Genomic DNA, 14,557 nt, shown 5'->3' on the forward strand with positions numbered 1-14,557 from the left:
ATAATCAATAATTCATTTCCATAGCAAATTCTCATATACTGACAGAAAATTTCAGATCTTTTCAAATTACTCAGTAAAATTGTTGAGCATCTGTTTGCTACCATCTTGAACTTATGAAATAGTTGTTTGTAAGTACGAAAATATCACTTTCCTGCGCAGTCAACTATTCATTTCCCATGCTTTTTAACTTTATTTAATAGGAAGGCTTTGTTATATAAAGGTTATGATTTTTACTCATTTTAATTAAACCAATAAAGACTTGTGAAACGACAAGCTGAGTAAAAATCTTTTTCAACCATATTGTTTCTTAAAGCCCATAGAAAAAGGAGCGCTTCTGCATGCTTTTTAAAAGAGATGAGTCCTTTCGTTTTATGTTCGAGAGTCCGGTTGAGGCTACATTCAAAATTATTCGCTCAAATCAGCTCAATGCCCCTTTAAAAGAAGGCTCTGCCTTGATTATAGATTTGAGTCCTAACGGTTTGAGACTCTCTTCTCCTTTAGACCTAGCGATAAATGAAAAAAATAACGTATTGATGATTTCGTTTGTATTAAACACTCAACCACTTACGATCATGGCCGAGCCAATTTGGAAAAAACGTACTTCTGCTACTTCCTTTTCCTATGGGCTTGTAGGTGTGAATGACGAGGAAACAAAGGACATGATTATAACTGAATTAAAAGAGTTTACAAAGAAAAACAGCACTCATCATATCTAAACGGTCTGTTAATGCCTTAAAATTGTTAGTCAATTTTGGTTTATTTTCTCTTTGCCTCCATGTAAGCAAGTCTACACATGCACTAGGTCAAAAAACATTTTTCAATGATAAATCTTCATAAATAAAAATAATTGCGGATTTTCTACGATTTCACTAAAAATGTGGATATTCGCTAAATATTTACACCTTTTTCTTTACGAATGATGGAATTTAGTGCAAACTGTTACTTATAATCATTCGACTTTGGGAGAAAAAGGAGAGAGGACAGATGAAAAAAGCAGAAGTTGGGAATATTATAGAATTTCGCGATGGCCTTCAGGGTGTTGTTGAAAAAGTAAACGAAAACTCTGTTATCGTGGATTTAACCTATATGGATAATTACCGCGACCTCGAACTTGAACAAAGAACCGTTGTCAACCATAAGAACTATAAAGTAATTAAGGAATCAATTTTGTAATATGTGCAGCACAAAACCCTAATGGTTCTCCAATAGGGTTTTTGTATGCTACAAAAGGGAAATCCGTTTAGACTGATTCTTACCTTTACCTCTTCTATTAAAGGAATACATTTTATCTATATATAAGGTTGCTGTTCTTTGTTCTTATTCTCTTTTTCTTTTTTGTTTTAGTCAAATAATTGTCCTCCTTTTATCTAACCTATATAATGAACTAATAGATTTACTTCTCTTCCATTTTCGATGGAAAAGAGATAGTTCTTAAGTGGTTGCAGCCAAGTCAACTCCTGCCATTTGACCGATAGTAGAAAGGGGCGTTTTCATATGGCCATACCTAATTGGGCGAAAGATCATCGATTTATCATTGGTTTTCTTCTTGCTCATCTGTTGATCTTTTTCACCTTCCAAGATAAGAATATATTTTGGTATATTTTCACTGCGACAATGCTATTTCTTATTAGCTATTCAATTATACATGAAGAAATTGAAGATAAAGTTCCACTCTTCACATATTTATCTCTTGGAGGTATATCAGGGGTCATACTTTTTGTCATATTTTTACTAGGGAGTCTTCTAATCGATTTATTTCAGCTCCCCTTTACGAACGAAATTGCAAGGTTATACAGTCGTCTCTCTCCTACTGTTCTTTGGCATTATATCGTTTTGCTGCTTGTGATCATCCCAGGTGAAGAGATATTTTGGAGAGGCTTCATTCAAAAAAGACTTCAAAAGAATGCCAATGTGACAACAGCTGTACTCATGTCGTCTATCCTGTATGCATCCGTACATGTTTACTCAGGCTCATTTATTCTTCCCCTTGCTGCTCTTATTAGCGGTATTTTTTGGGGATATTTATACGCATGGAAAAAAAGTCTACCATTAGTAATCGTCTCTCATCTTATTTTTGATTTATTTTTGTTTGTCATCTACCCATTAAATTAAAGTTTATGGAACAATCCATTTCACAAAGCTGTTTTAAAAAAATGAGGGTGTCCCAAAAGCTTAGCTTCTAGGACCCCTCTTTTCTGATGTGCACTATAAAATAGATGATTTCCACTCCACTTTGGGGCCGCTCCTCTTCCCTTGCTCCTCTCGGTCCAGAGTCTCGATTTTCCCACTTTTCCTACACAAGTCGCCACCTTCCACTTCATTCAATAAAAATGAAAATCTTTCATTTTGGTATCATTAGCTCACCACGACCAACACACCTAAAGGGAGATTACCTTATGTACATGAATAATCCTGATACTACCAACTAGTTCTACCAGTGGATTTTGAAATTCTAAAGCGAGAACACCACCTAAGCCGAATTCCCGATTTAACAATAACAAATGAAGCCATCCCTACTCACTTCTCTTTATACCAGATGACTTTTCAACCACAGTTAGTTAAATTTTTTTTCAATCTTATCAAGTGGCTGCAGCCAGAGCAAAATGATGAAAATAATGCTAATATAGCCAAAAACTGGATACAAATAGGATAATAACGTACCATACTCAATTTGACTAATTAGAAAGGCAATCGCAAGTATACCTCCTACAATCGCTAAACTTGGCAAAGGCATAAAAGTTTTGATTTGTCTTTCTAAACCAAAAACATTGCCGATTACAGAAGTAAATATTTCACCATAAATAATTAATATATACAAACTGTACAAACCTGCTGCTAAATTTTTCATGACTACTGCCATTGGAATTTCAAATGCTTCCACGTTAGGTAGCATTACCAATGTGAAATGGCTTGATAAGAGAATGAGAGTTAGTGCAACCCCACCAATAATACCTCCCCATTTTACCGTTTGTTCATCCCTTATTTCTGCCGCAACCGGAACCAATACTGCTTGAGCAAGCCCTAAGTTCAACGCAGTATATGAAAATGGGGCAACAACTGACTTCCAGCCGTCATCTACATAGGGAATGAATAACAATTGGTCAAAAAAATTTGGCAGTTGCATCGAAATAACCATTAAAATAAAGCTAAAACTAATCATTAACGGAACTACAATTGTGTTAGCTGCAAATAGTCCTTTTATGCCGACGATCATAACGATGATGGAAAGAGATAATGTTAAAATTAGCCCAAAGCTTCTCGATAAACCAAGCTGCTCACTAAATACCGCTCCAGCTCCGGATAGCATAACAGCACACACTCCTAAGAGCATAATGAGCATAATGACATTTATGATTGAACCGAATACTCTCCCGAATAAAAAAATGTTAAACTCCTGATAAGAGGTAGCGCCGATCTTGGCAGAAATTCTCATCAGTTTTGAGCCTTGAGAGATAAAAATATAACCACTAATTAATATTCCTATTAACCCTATAAAGCCGAATCTCGTAAAAAACTCAACGATTTCTCGTCCTGTTGCGAATCCAGCTCCAACGACAGTTCCCACGTAAACAGCTGCAATTTGGAAGGCAGCTTTCCAATTTGTTTTCATAATATATCCTCCCTCCATTTCAATATATGAAAAGAAGGACAAACAATGACGAGCATTTTAAAATGAGCACAAATTGCATGCTAAATTGAACATTTTTTCCCCTTTTACGTTAAATTTCCAATACATATGGGTTAGATTCTCATGCAAAATACTTGAAAGTCAAAAAAGGTCAAATTATAATAAAGACATAAGGTCAAAGTTAGTCAAAGTCAAATAATTAGGAGGAATGTGAAATGCTTTGTCAAATTTGTCAGCAAACTGATGCTCAAGTACATGTAACGATGAATTTAAATGGGGTAGAGAAGCAGCTCCACCTCTGTCAAAATTGCTACAAGGTAGAGAAAGCAAAATTGACTTCATCCTTTGGTCCAAGCATGTCAGGTTTCTCTCCCTTCAATCAAACACCAATGGAAGATCTATTTAAGAAATTTTCAGAGGTAAATAATCAGCAGCAGATGAACATACAATCTTCACACGGCCATCGAGGATCCGGGGGCTTTATTGATCAATTTGGTCGTAATCTCACCCAAATGGCTCGAGCTGGGCTCATTGACCCTGTTATCGGCCGTGATGAAGAAGTTAATCGTGTAATAGAAATCTTAAACAGAAGAAATAAAAATAACCCTGTCCTAATTGGGGAACCTGGAGTTGGAAAAACCGCGATCGCTGAAGATTTAGCTGTTCGAATTGCCGATGAAAAGGTACCCAATAAATTAAAAAATAAAGAAGTATTCCTATTAGATGTTGCTTCTTTAGTTGCGAATACAGGAATTCGTGGTCAATTTGAGGAGAGAATTAAGCAAGTTATTGCAGAGCTACAGCAGAGAAAAAATATTATTCTCTTTATTGATGAAATTCATCTAATTGTTGGTGCAGGCTCTGCTGAAGGTTCGATAGATGCTGGAAATATATTGAAACCAGCTTTAGCACGGGGAGAATTACAATTAGTTGGTGCAACTACCCTTAAGGAATATCGTCAAATCGAAAAAGACGCGGCACTTGAGCGTAGATTCCAACCTGTTCAAGTGCATGAACCTAGCGCACAACATGCAATTGAGATTTTGAAAGGATTAAGAGAAAAGTATGAGAACTTCCATGAAGTTACTTTCTCTGATGAAGCTCTTGAGGCATGTGTCACACTATCACAACGCTACATTCAAGATCGCTTTCTTCCAGATAAAGCAATTGATTTGATGGACGAAGCAGGCTCAAAGCTAAACTTAAGCTCTGACTACAGTTCTGTAGAAAAAATAGAAAAAAGACTTGCAGAAATTGCAAAAGAGAAAGAAAAGATGCTAGAAACTGAAAATTACGAAGCAGCAGCTAAACTTCGCCAAGAGGAAATGAAGCTCGAAAAAATGCTTAGTGCCAATCCCAATCAGAAGCGACCGATTGTCGATCTAGCACAAATTCAAGCATTAATTGAGCAAAAAACTGGAATTCCTGTAGGAAAACTTCAAGTAGATGAGCAAACCAAAATGAAAAATCTTCATAAAGTGCTTGCAGAAAAAGTGATTGGTCAAGGAGAAGCTGTTGAAAGAGTTACAAAGGCCATAAGAAGAAGTCGTGCAGGATTAAAAGCGAAGAACAAACCAATTGGCTCCTTCCTTTTCGTTGGCCCAACAGGTGTAGGGAAAACAGAGCTGTCCAAAACGCTCGCACTTGAGCTATTTGGTTCTAAAGATGCGATGATCCGCTTGGATATGAGTGAATATATGGAAAAGCATAGTGTATCGAAGTTAATCGGCTCACCTCCTGGCTATGTAGGGCATGAAGAAGCGGGTCAATTAACTGAAAAAGTCCGCAGAAACCCTTATAGCATTATTCTACTAGATGAAATCGAGAAAGCTCACCCTGACGTTCAGCATATGTTTCTACAAATTCTTGACGATGGTCGTCTTACTGACAGTCAAGGTAGAGTCGTCAGTTTCAAAGATACAGTGATCATTATGACAAGCAATGCTGGTATCGGGCATAAACAAGTGAAAGTTGGGTTTGGTCAGGATCATACAGCGAAAGAGCTCAACATCTTGGATTCTCTTGGAAGCTTTTTTAAGCCAGAGTTTTTGAATCGCTTTGATAGCATTATTGAATTTAAACCGCTAGAGAAGGATGATTTATTAAAAATAGTTGATTTAATGCTGCAAGATCTAAATGCGATGTTAAAAGAACAAAATATGACGCTTAAGGTCACAAACGAAGCCAAGGAATATCTTGTAGAAAAAGGATACAATCCAACATTTGGTGCACGACCTTTACGAAGAATCATCCAAGAAATACTCGAGGACAAAATCACCGATCTAATCATCGATGATTCCTCAACGCAAAACTTCATCGCTGAACTAATTGATGGGGAGCCTGTCATCAACCGTTTATAATTGAATTCAGTTGACAGCACAAGTTATCCCTGTCAAAATAAAGAAAAACACTGTACATATTACTAATTGCACAGTGTTTTTCTTTTTTAAGCTTTTTTATTTTTTAGGCTGTTGAGCCGGGAAGTAATCATTTGTCGCATGATCCTTCTTCTTAAAGTTATCTGGCTCATTCTTAACAGCCTCTTTTACTTTTTCTATCTCTTTATCTAGCTCTTCAATACTTACACCTTTTTTCACTAATTCCTCTGTCGCTATTTTAATCGCTCTGAATGATTCTTCTGAGGAGATTTTCAGTGTATCCATTGCACCTTGTGGATTATGGAACCCAGCAGCATTTTCGGCTGCAACATAATCCCAGTACCACTGTCCTTTACGGATATGGTTCTGTGCCTCTTTTATCTTCTCTTCACTTACTCCTGAAGTAATCATTTTGTTGACGTAATAATGGGCATTAACAGATATATCCTCTGCTTCATGCAATGCTTTCATATGATTATCCTGAATTTCTTCTACACGATCTGCCAATTCATCTAAATCGCGATTACTATGACAGGTTGCACAAGACTGTTCCATCGTCTTCAAAGGAGATGTCCACCAATGGGAAGTAATTTTCTTTTTACCGTCAGCACGTTCATATGGCATATGACAGTCCGAACAAGTAACATCGGCCTGTCCATGAGGACCAGTCATATGGGTTTCAAACTCAGGATGCTGAGCCTTTAAAATCGGTGTCCCTGATATGTTATGAATCCAATCCTGGTTAAACCCACGATCTTTTGCAACAGTCTCATAGTATTCATACATATCCTCTGCTTTAAATCCTTCAGACCAAGGGAAAGTAACCTCGCTATTTTCTGGAGCAAAATAGTATTCAACATGACATTGACCGCAAACATAATTGCGCATTTCATTTTTTGTTGGATTAGACATGTCTACTCCTTGTGATTCCATTGCCTTAATAAAGCTAGGACGGGTAATGCGTAAATCCATTGTTTCTGGATCATGACAGTCAGAACAGCCGATTGGTGAGTGACCCATTGCTTCTGCTGCTGGCCAAATGTCATTATTGAAATTTCCACCCCAATAATCATCACCCATTTCTTCGATTAAATGTGGTACAGCAGTAGATTTACAAGTTAAGCAAGAACCGACTGAAGCATCAGTAATACGTGCAATTTCTCTTACATCTTCATTAGCATAAATGTGGCCGCGGTCTTCATTATACTCTGTTGCAAATCCATAACCATTAAATAATATTGGAAGCAGCGGTTCCTTATCTTGATCATACTTACTTCTCTTTACAGAACCACTATATTTTGTATCTTCCATTTCTTCATTTTTCATGTAGCTATCATACTGAAGCGGAAATAGATCTTTAAACGCTTCATTGCTTATTTCATCTTTGCTCAAACCGGTTTTGGCATCAGCGGATGCCTCTGTCTTATCTGAACTTGAACAGCCTGAAACAAGCAAAATGATAGCGACTAGGAGCAAATATGCCCAGTGAATTTTCCTAGCCATTATTCATTGTACCTCCTTTGTTCTCCAAAAGTTCTCCTGGTTTCGCTGGTTTAAAATAATCTTCTGTCTTGAAATCATTTCCATGCGGAAGGCCATCATGACAACTAGTACAGCTATCCTTTGCATCATGGGAAACATTGTTTAACGTCTGCTGATGACAGCCTATACAGTTTTCGTTTATGATCTCCTGCGAATTTTCTGTTGTGTGTAGCACTTTAGGAATTTTATCCGCTCCTAATGTGTTGTAATAAACATGCCCTACACCTGATTTTGCCTTATTTGCTAATTTATTGACAACTGAGTCATGGGGCAAATGGCAATCACTACAAGCTAATTCGGCATGAGTAGAATCAGCAAAAGAATCATGTACTTGAGTCATAATATGGCAGCTACTACAAAATTCAGGTGAATCTGTGTAAGCTAACCCTTTTACTGTAACGACAGACAAAATGATTCCTACGAAAACCCCGATAAACAAGAGTATTTTTTTATCGATTGACAGGAACTTTTTTAACATTTTCTCACCTCCCTCCAAGTAAAAGCTATTTAGCTAAACTGTTTTAGAGTGAGGCTTTCTCTTCAATTAATTTAATGAGCTCAGTTTTTTTTGTCGGCCCCGTAAAGCGCTCTACAATGACCCCTTCTTTATTAATGATGATGGTGTCAGGCTGACCGATTACCCCATATTTCTTTGAAATCTCCTCTTTCGTATCGAGCAAGTAGAGCAGTTTTGAATTCGTTTCTGAAATATATTTTTCCATTCGTTTCTTTGACTCACCCTTTGCAATAATTAAGAGCTGTGCACCTTTATATTCTTGGGCAAAAGCTTCCAGTTCAGGAGCTTCGTCAATACATGGTTGACACCAAGTAGCAAAAAAGTTTAACACAACGGTCTGCCCTTTAAAATCAGAAAGTTTATACATATTTCCGTTCACGTCTTTAAGTTCGAAATCAATCGCATCCTCACCTGGATTGGTCGTTGCTTTGCCTTCAAGACCACTTATCAGTGAAGCAACGATCCCAAGTAATGCACAGATGATCAATATTGGGACAATTTTTTTTGCCATCACTACCACCCACTTTTTGCTTTAAGCATTATTGTTCACTGTTCCATTCCTCTAATTGCTTCAATTCCTTTTTTAAAGACATTTGTCTTTTCCCCAGCACCATAATATAGCCTGCAATAAGCGCCCAAGTAACTGTATAAGCGATAAATAAATAATTCATCTTTACTACCTCCTTATTTTAAATAATTCTAGCCTGCTAATTTGTTAATTAATTTATTTTTAGACTTTTTAACGATATTCCGCATTTTATCAATCTCTGCGCCCTTACGCATAAGAAACACATAAAGAACGGTAATCGTAAAAACGGAAAATAGTAGAGTTGCCAGCATTTCCGGTTCAATTCCCCCTCCAGATTGATTTTTTCCTTCACCAAAAACAACTGGATGAAGCTTAGAATTCCACCAGCGGATTGCCATAAAAACAATTGGGACATTCAAACAGCCAATGATTCCAAACACGGATGAAAGCTTGGCGATTTTTTCCCATGAACCATCCATTTTTCTAATAAATAAATAAGCGACATAAATAAACAATAAAATCAGGGTTGTCACAAGTCTCGGTTCCCAGCTCCACCATGTATTCCAGCTTGCTCTTCCCCATGTCATTCCCGATAATAATGTAATTGTTGTAAAAACAACGCCGATTTCAGCAGAAATACCTGCGTAAATATAGCGATTCATATTTGGCTTTATCAGTGTCCAAACGCTATAGAAGCCGACAACAAAGAAGGCAAGAAAGGCTACCCATGCTGTTCCTACATGGATGTAAAATATTTTTTGTGTTTCGCCCATAATTTTCTCAACAGGGGACCAAATAAAAATCAAGTACAATAATATAAAAACTGACGGGATAAGAATATATAGCAATATTCGATCAAATAGATTTTCCTGTCTCATTAAGATTCCTCCATAATGTATTCAAATAGCAAAAAGCAAACAGCTAAAAACAGAAAATCATATGCTAACATTAACTTTAGCCATGAAATGGCGTCCGTTATTTCGAGATTCTCGAGAACAATTCTTGTAGCTTGAACTCCCGCGATCAATAATGGACTAATTAACGGAAGGAGCAAAACAGGTAGCAGCATCTCACTATTTTTTGCATTAGCAGCAAGTGCTGCTAAAAAGGTACCGACAATAATGAAGCCAAAAGTGCCACAAATTACGATACAGCTAAACCAAAGATATGACCCGGTAAAGCGATAACCAAATAAAAGAAATAAAACCGGGATGCTGATCAGTTGTACGGAAGTTACGAGCGAAAAATTTGCCATCACTTTTCCTAAATAAATGCTTGATGGATCAATCGGTGCTGTTCGCAAGCCTGTTAAACAATGATTCTCTAACTCTGAAACAAAGGAACGATTTAAACCGAGAATGCCTGCAAAAATTGTAATAACCCAGACAAGTCCCGGAATAACGGCCTTAACCGTATTATTGGTAGGATCAAAGGCAAAGCTAAATATAATGATGACAAGTGCCGAAAAAACGAGCATCATTCCTATCGTTTGCTTTGACTTTAATTCCCCCTTTAAATCCTTTCCTGCTATTGTTAGGGCATCTTGCAAAATTGTTTTCATCCTTTCGATACCACCTTTTCATACCATTCCTTCATCTCATAAAGGTTCGAGTCTCCTCTCATCGTAAGAGTGTCGATAATCCTTCCGCTTTTTAAAACGGCGACACGATCGGCCAACTTATGAACTTGCTCAAAATCGTGTGAAATTAGAATAATCGATATTCCTGCTGCCTTTTTGCTTAAGATAATGTGATTGAGAAGAGCTACTGCCTCTTGATCTAGTCCAGTATGAGGTTCATCAAGCATTAATATTTCCGGTTCAGAAAGGAGTACTCTAGCAATAGATAACCGTTGAATCATTCCTCTGGAAAAAGAGCGAATCGGTACGTCCTTAAATAAATGAAGACCTACCTCCTTAAGAAGTAAAGGAATCTTCTCTTCTAAATGATTCACCTTATATAATTTTCCATAAAATAATAAATTCTCAACAGATGATAAAGAATTATATAAATAAGATTCGTGACCAAGAAAGCCAATTTTACGTTTTGCTATTAGCGATTTTTTCGTCAATTGTTGTCCTGCAAAAGAGACCTCTCCACTACTTGGCTGTAGAAGGCCGACTGCGCATTTGAAAAATGTACTTTTCCCCGCCCCATTTGGTCCAATAACAGCTAGAATCTCTCCCTTATTTAATGTAAGAGTGATATTTTTTAAAACTAATTTATCATTAAGGACCTTGGTCAAATTTTTTATTTCAAGCATATCAGCCAACTCTTTCATCAAGTAATTTTCTTTTCCAATTCATAGGAGCTCAATTTCACTTTAACCGTCTATGTGAACTCTCGTAATTGCCCTTTTGTCAAACGTAATTGCCTTTCCAATTCCTTCTGCTTCCTTGATGTTTCACCCGATCCATCATGTTGAAGCATCAATAGTTCTTGTTCGAGCATTTGCTTTTTCTTGAGCAAATGTTGAAATTGAACCTCCTCCTGATCGATTGCCGCACCGCTCCTTTTCTTTCGCCTTATTAGAAAGATAACAACGATAATCGTGATGACAATTACAAGCATAAGATGAGGATCTACCTTATTTAATCCAGGAGTGCTAAGCCAAAAATGTATGAGCCAGCTCGGATGTAATGGAGGTGCATCCATTTTTTATCACCCTTCCTGTTTTCTAAGCTTGTGAAGCTCTGCTAATAATTCAAGTTCAAGATGGTCAGTATGTTTCGGTTGTGATCGCTTTTTCTTTTTAACTCCCATTTGCTTCATCATGTTAGCGGCAAGCAGTTGGTATTCTTCCTTTAATTGTAAGTAGTGCTCTTCGTTTACTTTTTTCATCAAATAATCCATCTCAAGTTCATTAACGGCTCGATAAATAGCTTCAAGCGTTACTTCATCTTCGATCCCGTCTACTTTTTCTCCATCGTTTTTCTTAGTGAGAAAAAAGGGAGAAAGTATAAAATAAATACATGCTAGAATAATAAACGAACTTATAATTAAAAAAATGTAAATCATGATTATCAGCTCCTAAAAATGCTTGCGGCGCTCTTCTTCAAAAATTTTCTCTGTGATCTCTTTATCTTCTTCAGACTCCCAGGCTATTTCTGACACAGGAGAATCAATACTTACTTTTTTCTTTCCTCTCTTTAACCAATAGAAGAGAACAGTGATTCCAGTTAAAACACCTACTATCGGCATGCTCCAAGCAATTAACCCACTTCTATCTTTTGCAGGCTCCTTTAATGCTGATTGGCCATATTCATCTACATAAAACTGGATGATCTCTTCAGGGGTCATACCTTCATCCAGCATTTCCTGCACTTCTTTGTAATACATTTGCTTGACCTTACAGGTTGCTAAATCATCATTGGAATGTCCTTGCATATCAAGCTGGTTCACTACTTCTTGAAATTCCTTTGAATTGTAATCATAATCATTATCTCCCCAAGCAACAGTAGGAAATGTTAGAAAAAGCAAAACAAACAGCAAGTATGTTCTTTTCACTTTAAACACCTGCCTTTTTGTGTTTTATTCCCGTTTTGTACGCACGAGAAGTGGTCGTTTTACCTCCAATTAAGGCTATAGCCGTACCAAATACCATTAGGATACCGCCAAACCAAATCCAGCTTACAAATGGGTTGACCTTAACTTGGAATGTCGCTTTATCCTTGCTTTCCCAAGAGCTTAATACTACATAGAGATCTTCTTTCCAATTTGTTTTAATCGCTACTTCTGTTGCTGGTTCTGGCCAGGTTTCATAGAAGATCTTTTCCGCATTTATGGTCCCGACGCTTTTTCCTTTATACGTAGTCTCCAAAGCTGCAACAACAATACCATTTCCGTTCTTCGAATGTTCCGTTAAACCGTTAAATGTTAATTGATAGTCGCCAATCTCCACTTTTTCACCAACACTTACCGTTTGCAGCGTGTCTTTTACATAGGCGTGCGACGAGATAACTCCAATGGCAATAACAGCGATGCCAATATGAACGATATAACCACCATATCTCCTTTGATTTTTAATTAATAGCTTAAAGGAAGCCATAACTACACTCTCTTTTGTTGCTTTTCTTCTTGCCCTAATACCGTCATAAAACTCCTTTAGGTGGGAAGCAAACATAAAAACGGTTGAGGCGAGACCAATAATTGCAAAGCTCCCTTTTATACCGAGCGCAACTAAAATGATAGCTGATATCAGTCCAGCAATAAGGGGCCATAGCGCACTCCTAATAAACCTTTCAAATGTGGCTTTTTGCCATGCAATAAGCGGACAAATTCCCATTAATAAAATTAATCCAAGCAGTATCGGCGCCATAACTTTTTCAAAGTATGGGGGACCAACATTTACTTTTGTTCCCGTCAGAGCCTCAGATATTAAAGGATACATTGAACCCCACAAAACTGCGAATGCTCCTCCAACTAGAATCAGATTATTTAATAAAAATGAGCTTTCTTTTGAAAAATACGATTCAATTGGATTTGTATCCTTTTTAATCAACTGGTATCTCGTTAACACGACATATAGTGATAATACAATCATAAAGACCATAAAAATAAGAAAATATGCACCTAAATCTCCATCACCAAAAGCGTGGACGCTTGTCAAAACACCGCTTCGAACTAAGAAGGTTCCGAATAATGTTAATAAGTAAGATACAATAACCAAGCTTATATTCCATGTTTTCAGCATTCCTTTTCTTTCTTGAATCATAACCGAATGCAAAAATGCTGAAACAGTTAGCCATGGTAGAAAACTGGCATTTTCAACCGGGTCCCAGGCCCAGTAACCTCCCCAACCTAACTCTAAATAAGCCCACCAGCCGCCAATTATGTTCCCTAGTGTTAAAAAGATCCAAGCGACCAATGTCCATCGTCTTGTCAGTTTAATCCATTCCGCATCCATTCGTTTTAAAATAAGGGCAGCAATGGCAAATGCAAATGGGACAGCGAGTCCAACATAGCCAAGATATAATGTCACTGGATGCAGAATCATACCAGGATGCTGGAGCATCGGATTCAAGCCCTTTCCATCTGCCGGTATCGTGTCTGTCATTTCAAACGGATTGCTACTAATAACGATGACAATAAAGAAAAAGAGAATATTTAGAAGCATAATAATGGCAGCATACGGCATCATCGGATTCCTTTTTTCCTTAGAAAAAACAAGAAATCCTGTATATAGACAAAGTAAAAATAACCACAGTAGTAGTGAACCGGCGTTGCCAGCCCAAAAGGCAGTTAATTTATAAACTAACGGTAGATTTTCACTTGTATATGCAGCTACATACTTGTATTGAAATTGACTTGTTCCTAAGTTGTATAACAAAAGAAACGTCGCTATGCTTGAAAGAAGAACAAGGGATAAAACTCCTCCACGTGCGCTGTTAATCATTTTATTGTTTTTATTTTTCAATCCCCAAACATACAGAATAATTGAATAAAACGCGATCCCAATCCCTAAATAAAGACTTAAATTACCAATAATATACATGCTGCTCACCGCCTGTCTGACTTAGTCTTTTTGCTCCCCTAAAATCTCTTTATGTGTCTCGACATCATAATTTTCCATATCTTCTCCCTCATATTTAGAAGGACATTTCGTTTGCACCTTCTCAGCTTCAAAGACGCCATTTTTATCGAGCATTCCCTCAACGATTACGATGATATCGTCTGAAAAATTGTCCGGTTTAATTCCTTTATGAAAAACAGGTAGTGCCACATTATTTTCATCGTAAATTTCGAACTGAAGCTCAATTTTATCAGCATCCCATTCAATAGAATCCTTTTTTAATAGACCTTGTGTCATTAAATATTCTCCAACATATTCAGCTTTATTTTGTTCTAATTCAGAAATCGAGATTTCCTTACTTCCCGCACTTGGCATCGATGAGAACATCATGATTGTAATGGCGGCTGCCGCAAGTATTAATCCCGTAATGATTTTTTTGTTTTTAGTCATTT

Annotated in this window: 17 protein-coding genes; 4 read left to right on the forward strand and 13 right to left on the reverse strand. The window is 37.1% G+C overall.

Annotation, left to right across the window (positions count from 1 at the left end):
• Positions 1 to 338 precede the first annotated feature (338 nt).
• From PZE06_RS01220 to PZE06_RS01230, 3 genes are all read left to right on the forward strand, one after another.
• Complete coding sequence (locus tag PZE06_RS01220) at positions 339 to 716, forward strand: PilZ domain-containing protein (protein ID WP_150913116.1); 378 nt, start codon at positions 339 to 341, stop codon at positions 714 to 716.
• 268 nt (positions 717 to 984) lie between these two features.
• The gene (locus PZE06_RS01225; protein WP_019153004.1) at positions 985 to 1,173 is read left to right on the forward strand and encodes a YkvS family protein; all 189 of its coding nucleotides are present in this window, start codon (positions 985 to 987) and stop codon (positions 1,171 to 1,173) included.
• A 321-nt stretch (positions 1,174 to 1,494) separates the two neighbouring features.
• Positions 1,495 to 2,112 (forward strand): CPBP family intramembrane glutamic endopeptidase, encoded by a 618-nt coding sequence (locus tag PZE06_RS01230; protein ID WP_191963115.1) that lies wholly within the window; start codon positions 1,495 to 1,497, stop codon positions 2,110 to 2,112.
• A gap of 442 nt (positions 2,113 to 2,554) precedes the next feature.
• On the opposite strand, the gene PZE06_RS01235 is transcribed toward PZE06_RS01230, so the two are convergent.
• Positions 2,555 to 3,610 (reverse strand): YkvI family membrane protein, encoded by a 1,056-nt coding sequence (locus PZE06_RS01235; protein WP_150913114.1) that lies wholly within the window; start codon positions 3,608 to 3,610, stop codon positions 2,555 to 2,557.
• A 233-nt stretch (positions 3,611 to 3,843) separates the two neighbouring features.
• Here PZE06_RS01235 and PZE06_RS01240 point away from each other — a divergent pair, with 233 nt between their 5' ends.
• Complete coding sequence (locus tag PZE06_RS01240; RefSeq protein ID WP_150913112.1) at positions 3,844 to 5,988, forward strand: ATP-dependent Clp protease ATP-binding subunit; 2,145 nt, start codon at positions 3,844 to 3,846, stop codon at positions 5,986 to 5,988.
• Positions 5,989 to 6,084: 96 nt separating this feature from the next.
• Here the strand turns inward: PZE06_RS01240 and PZE06_RS01245 are convergent, their stop codons facing one another.
• From PZE06_RS01245 to PZE06_RS01300, 12 genes are all read right to left on the reverse strand, one after another.
• Positions 6,085 to 7,509: an ammonia-forming cytochrome c nitrite reductase subunit c552 gene (locus PZE06_RS01245; RefSeq protein WP_150913110.1), complete on the reverse strand. Its 1,425-nt coding sequence runs from the start codon at positions 7,507 to 7,509 to the stop codon at positions 6,085 to 6,087.
• Positions 7,502 to 8,026: a cytochrome c3 family protein gene (locus tag PZE06_RS01250; RefSeq protein WP_150913108.1), complete on the reverse strand. Its 525-nt coding sequence runs from the start codon at positions 8,024 to 8,026 to the stop codon at positions 7,502 to 7,504. The genes PZE06_RS01245 and PZE06_RS01250 overlap by 8 nt, the downstream gene beginning before the upstream one ends.
• 43 nt (positions 8,027 to 8,069) lie before the next feature.
• The gene (locus PZE06_RS01255) at positions 8,070 to 8,576 is read right to left on the reverse strand and encodes a TlpA family protein disulfide reductase (protein WP_150913106.1); all 507 of its coding nucleotides are present in this window, start codon (positions 8,574 to 8,576) and stop codon (positions 8,070 to 8,072) included.
• A 28-nt stretch (positions 8,577 to 8,604) separates the two neighbouring features.
• Entirely contained in the window at positions 8,605 to 8,736 is a 132-nt protein-coding gene (locus PZE06_RS01260; RefSeq protein WP_150913104.1) for a CcmD family protein, read from the reverse strand.
• 28 nt (positions 8,737 to 8,764) lie between these two features.
• Positions 8,765 to 9,472 (reverse strand): cytochrome c biogenesis protein, encoded by a 708-nt coding sequence (locus PZE06_RS01265; protein WP_150913102.1) that lies wholly within the window; start codon positions 9,470 to 9,472, stop codon positions 8,765 to 8,767.
• On the reverse strand, positions 9,472 to 10,155 hold the full coding sequence (locus PZE06_RS01270; protein WP_150913100.1) for a heme exporter protein CcmB: 684 nt from the start codon (positions 10,153 to 10,155) through the stop codon (positions 9,472 to 9,474). Before PZE06_RS01270 ends, PZE06_RS01265 begins: the two co-directional genes overlap by 1 nt.
• Positions 10,152 to 10,856 (reverse strand): heme ABC exporter ATP-binding protein CcmA, encoded by a 705-nt coding sequence (ccmA, locus tag PZE06_RS01275; protein ID WP_191963116.1) that lies wholly within the window; start codon positions 10,854 to 10,856, stop codon positions 10,152 to 10,154. Before ccmA ends, PZE06_RS01270 begins: the two co-directional genes overlap by 4 nt.
• A 68-nt stretch (positions 10,857 to 10,924) precedes the next feature.
• Positions 10,925 to 11,248: a hypothetical protein gene (locus tag PZE06_RS01280; protein WP_150913096.1), complete on the reverse strand. Its 324-nt coding sequence runs from the start codon at positions 11,246 to 11,248 to the stop codon at positions 10,925 to 10,927.
• 6 nt (positions 11,249 to 11,254) lie between these two features.
• Positions 11,255 to 11,611, reverse strand: coding sequence for a hypothetical protein (locus PZE06_RS01285; RefSeq protein ID WP_150913094.1), 357 nt, complete (start codon positions 11,609 to 11,611; stop codon positions 11,255 to 11,257).
• A 12-nt stretch (positions 11,612 to 11,623) separates the two neighbouring features.
• Positions 11,624 to 12,100 carry a cytochrome c-type biogenesis protein gene (locus PZE06_RS01290; RefSeq protein WP_150913092.1) on the reverse strand — a complete coding sequence of 159 codons (477 nt, stop codon included), beginning with the start codon at positions 12,098 to 12,100 and terminating at the stop codon, positions 11,624 to 11,626.
• A gap of 1 nt (position 12,101) precedes the next feature.
• Positions 12,102 to 14,087: a heme lyase CcmF/NrfE family subunit gene (locus PZE06_RS01295; RefSeq protein WP_150913090.1), complete on the reverse strand. Its 1,986-nt coding sequence runs from the start codon at positions 14,085 to 14,087 to the stop codon at positions 12,102 to 12,104.
• Positions 14,088 to 14,108: 21 nt separating this feature from the next.
• A complete protein-coding gene (locus PZE06_RS01300; protein ID WP_150913088.1) occupies positions 14,109 to 14,555 on the reverse strand; it encodes a cytochrome c maturation protein CcmE in 447 nt (148 codons plus the stop codon).
• Between the last annotated feature and the right edge of the window lie 2 nt (positions 14,556 to 14,557).

The sequence above is a fragment of the Robertmurraya sp. DFI.2.37 genome, from assembly GCF_029211245.1.
Lineage (GTDB): Bacteria > Bacillota > Bacilli > Bacillales > Cytobacillaceae > Robertmurraya > Robertmurraya methanolica_A.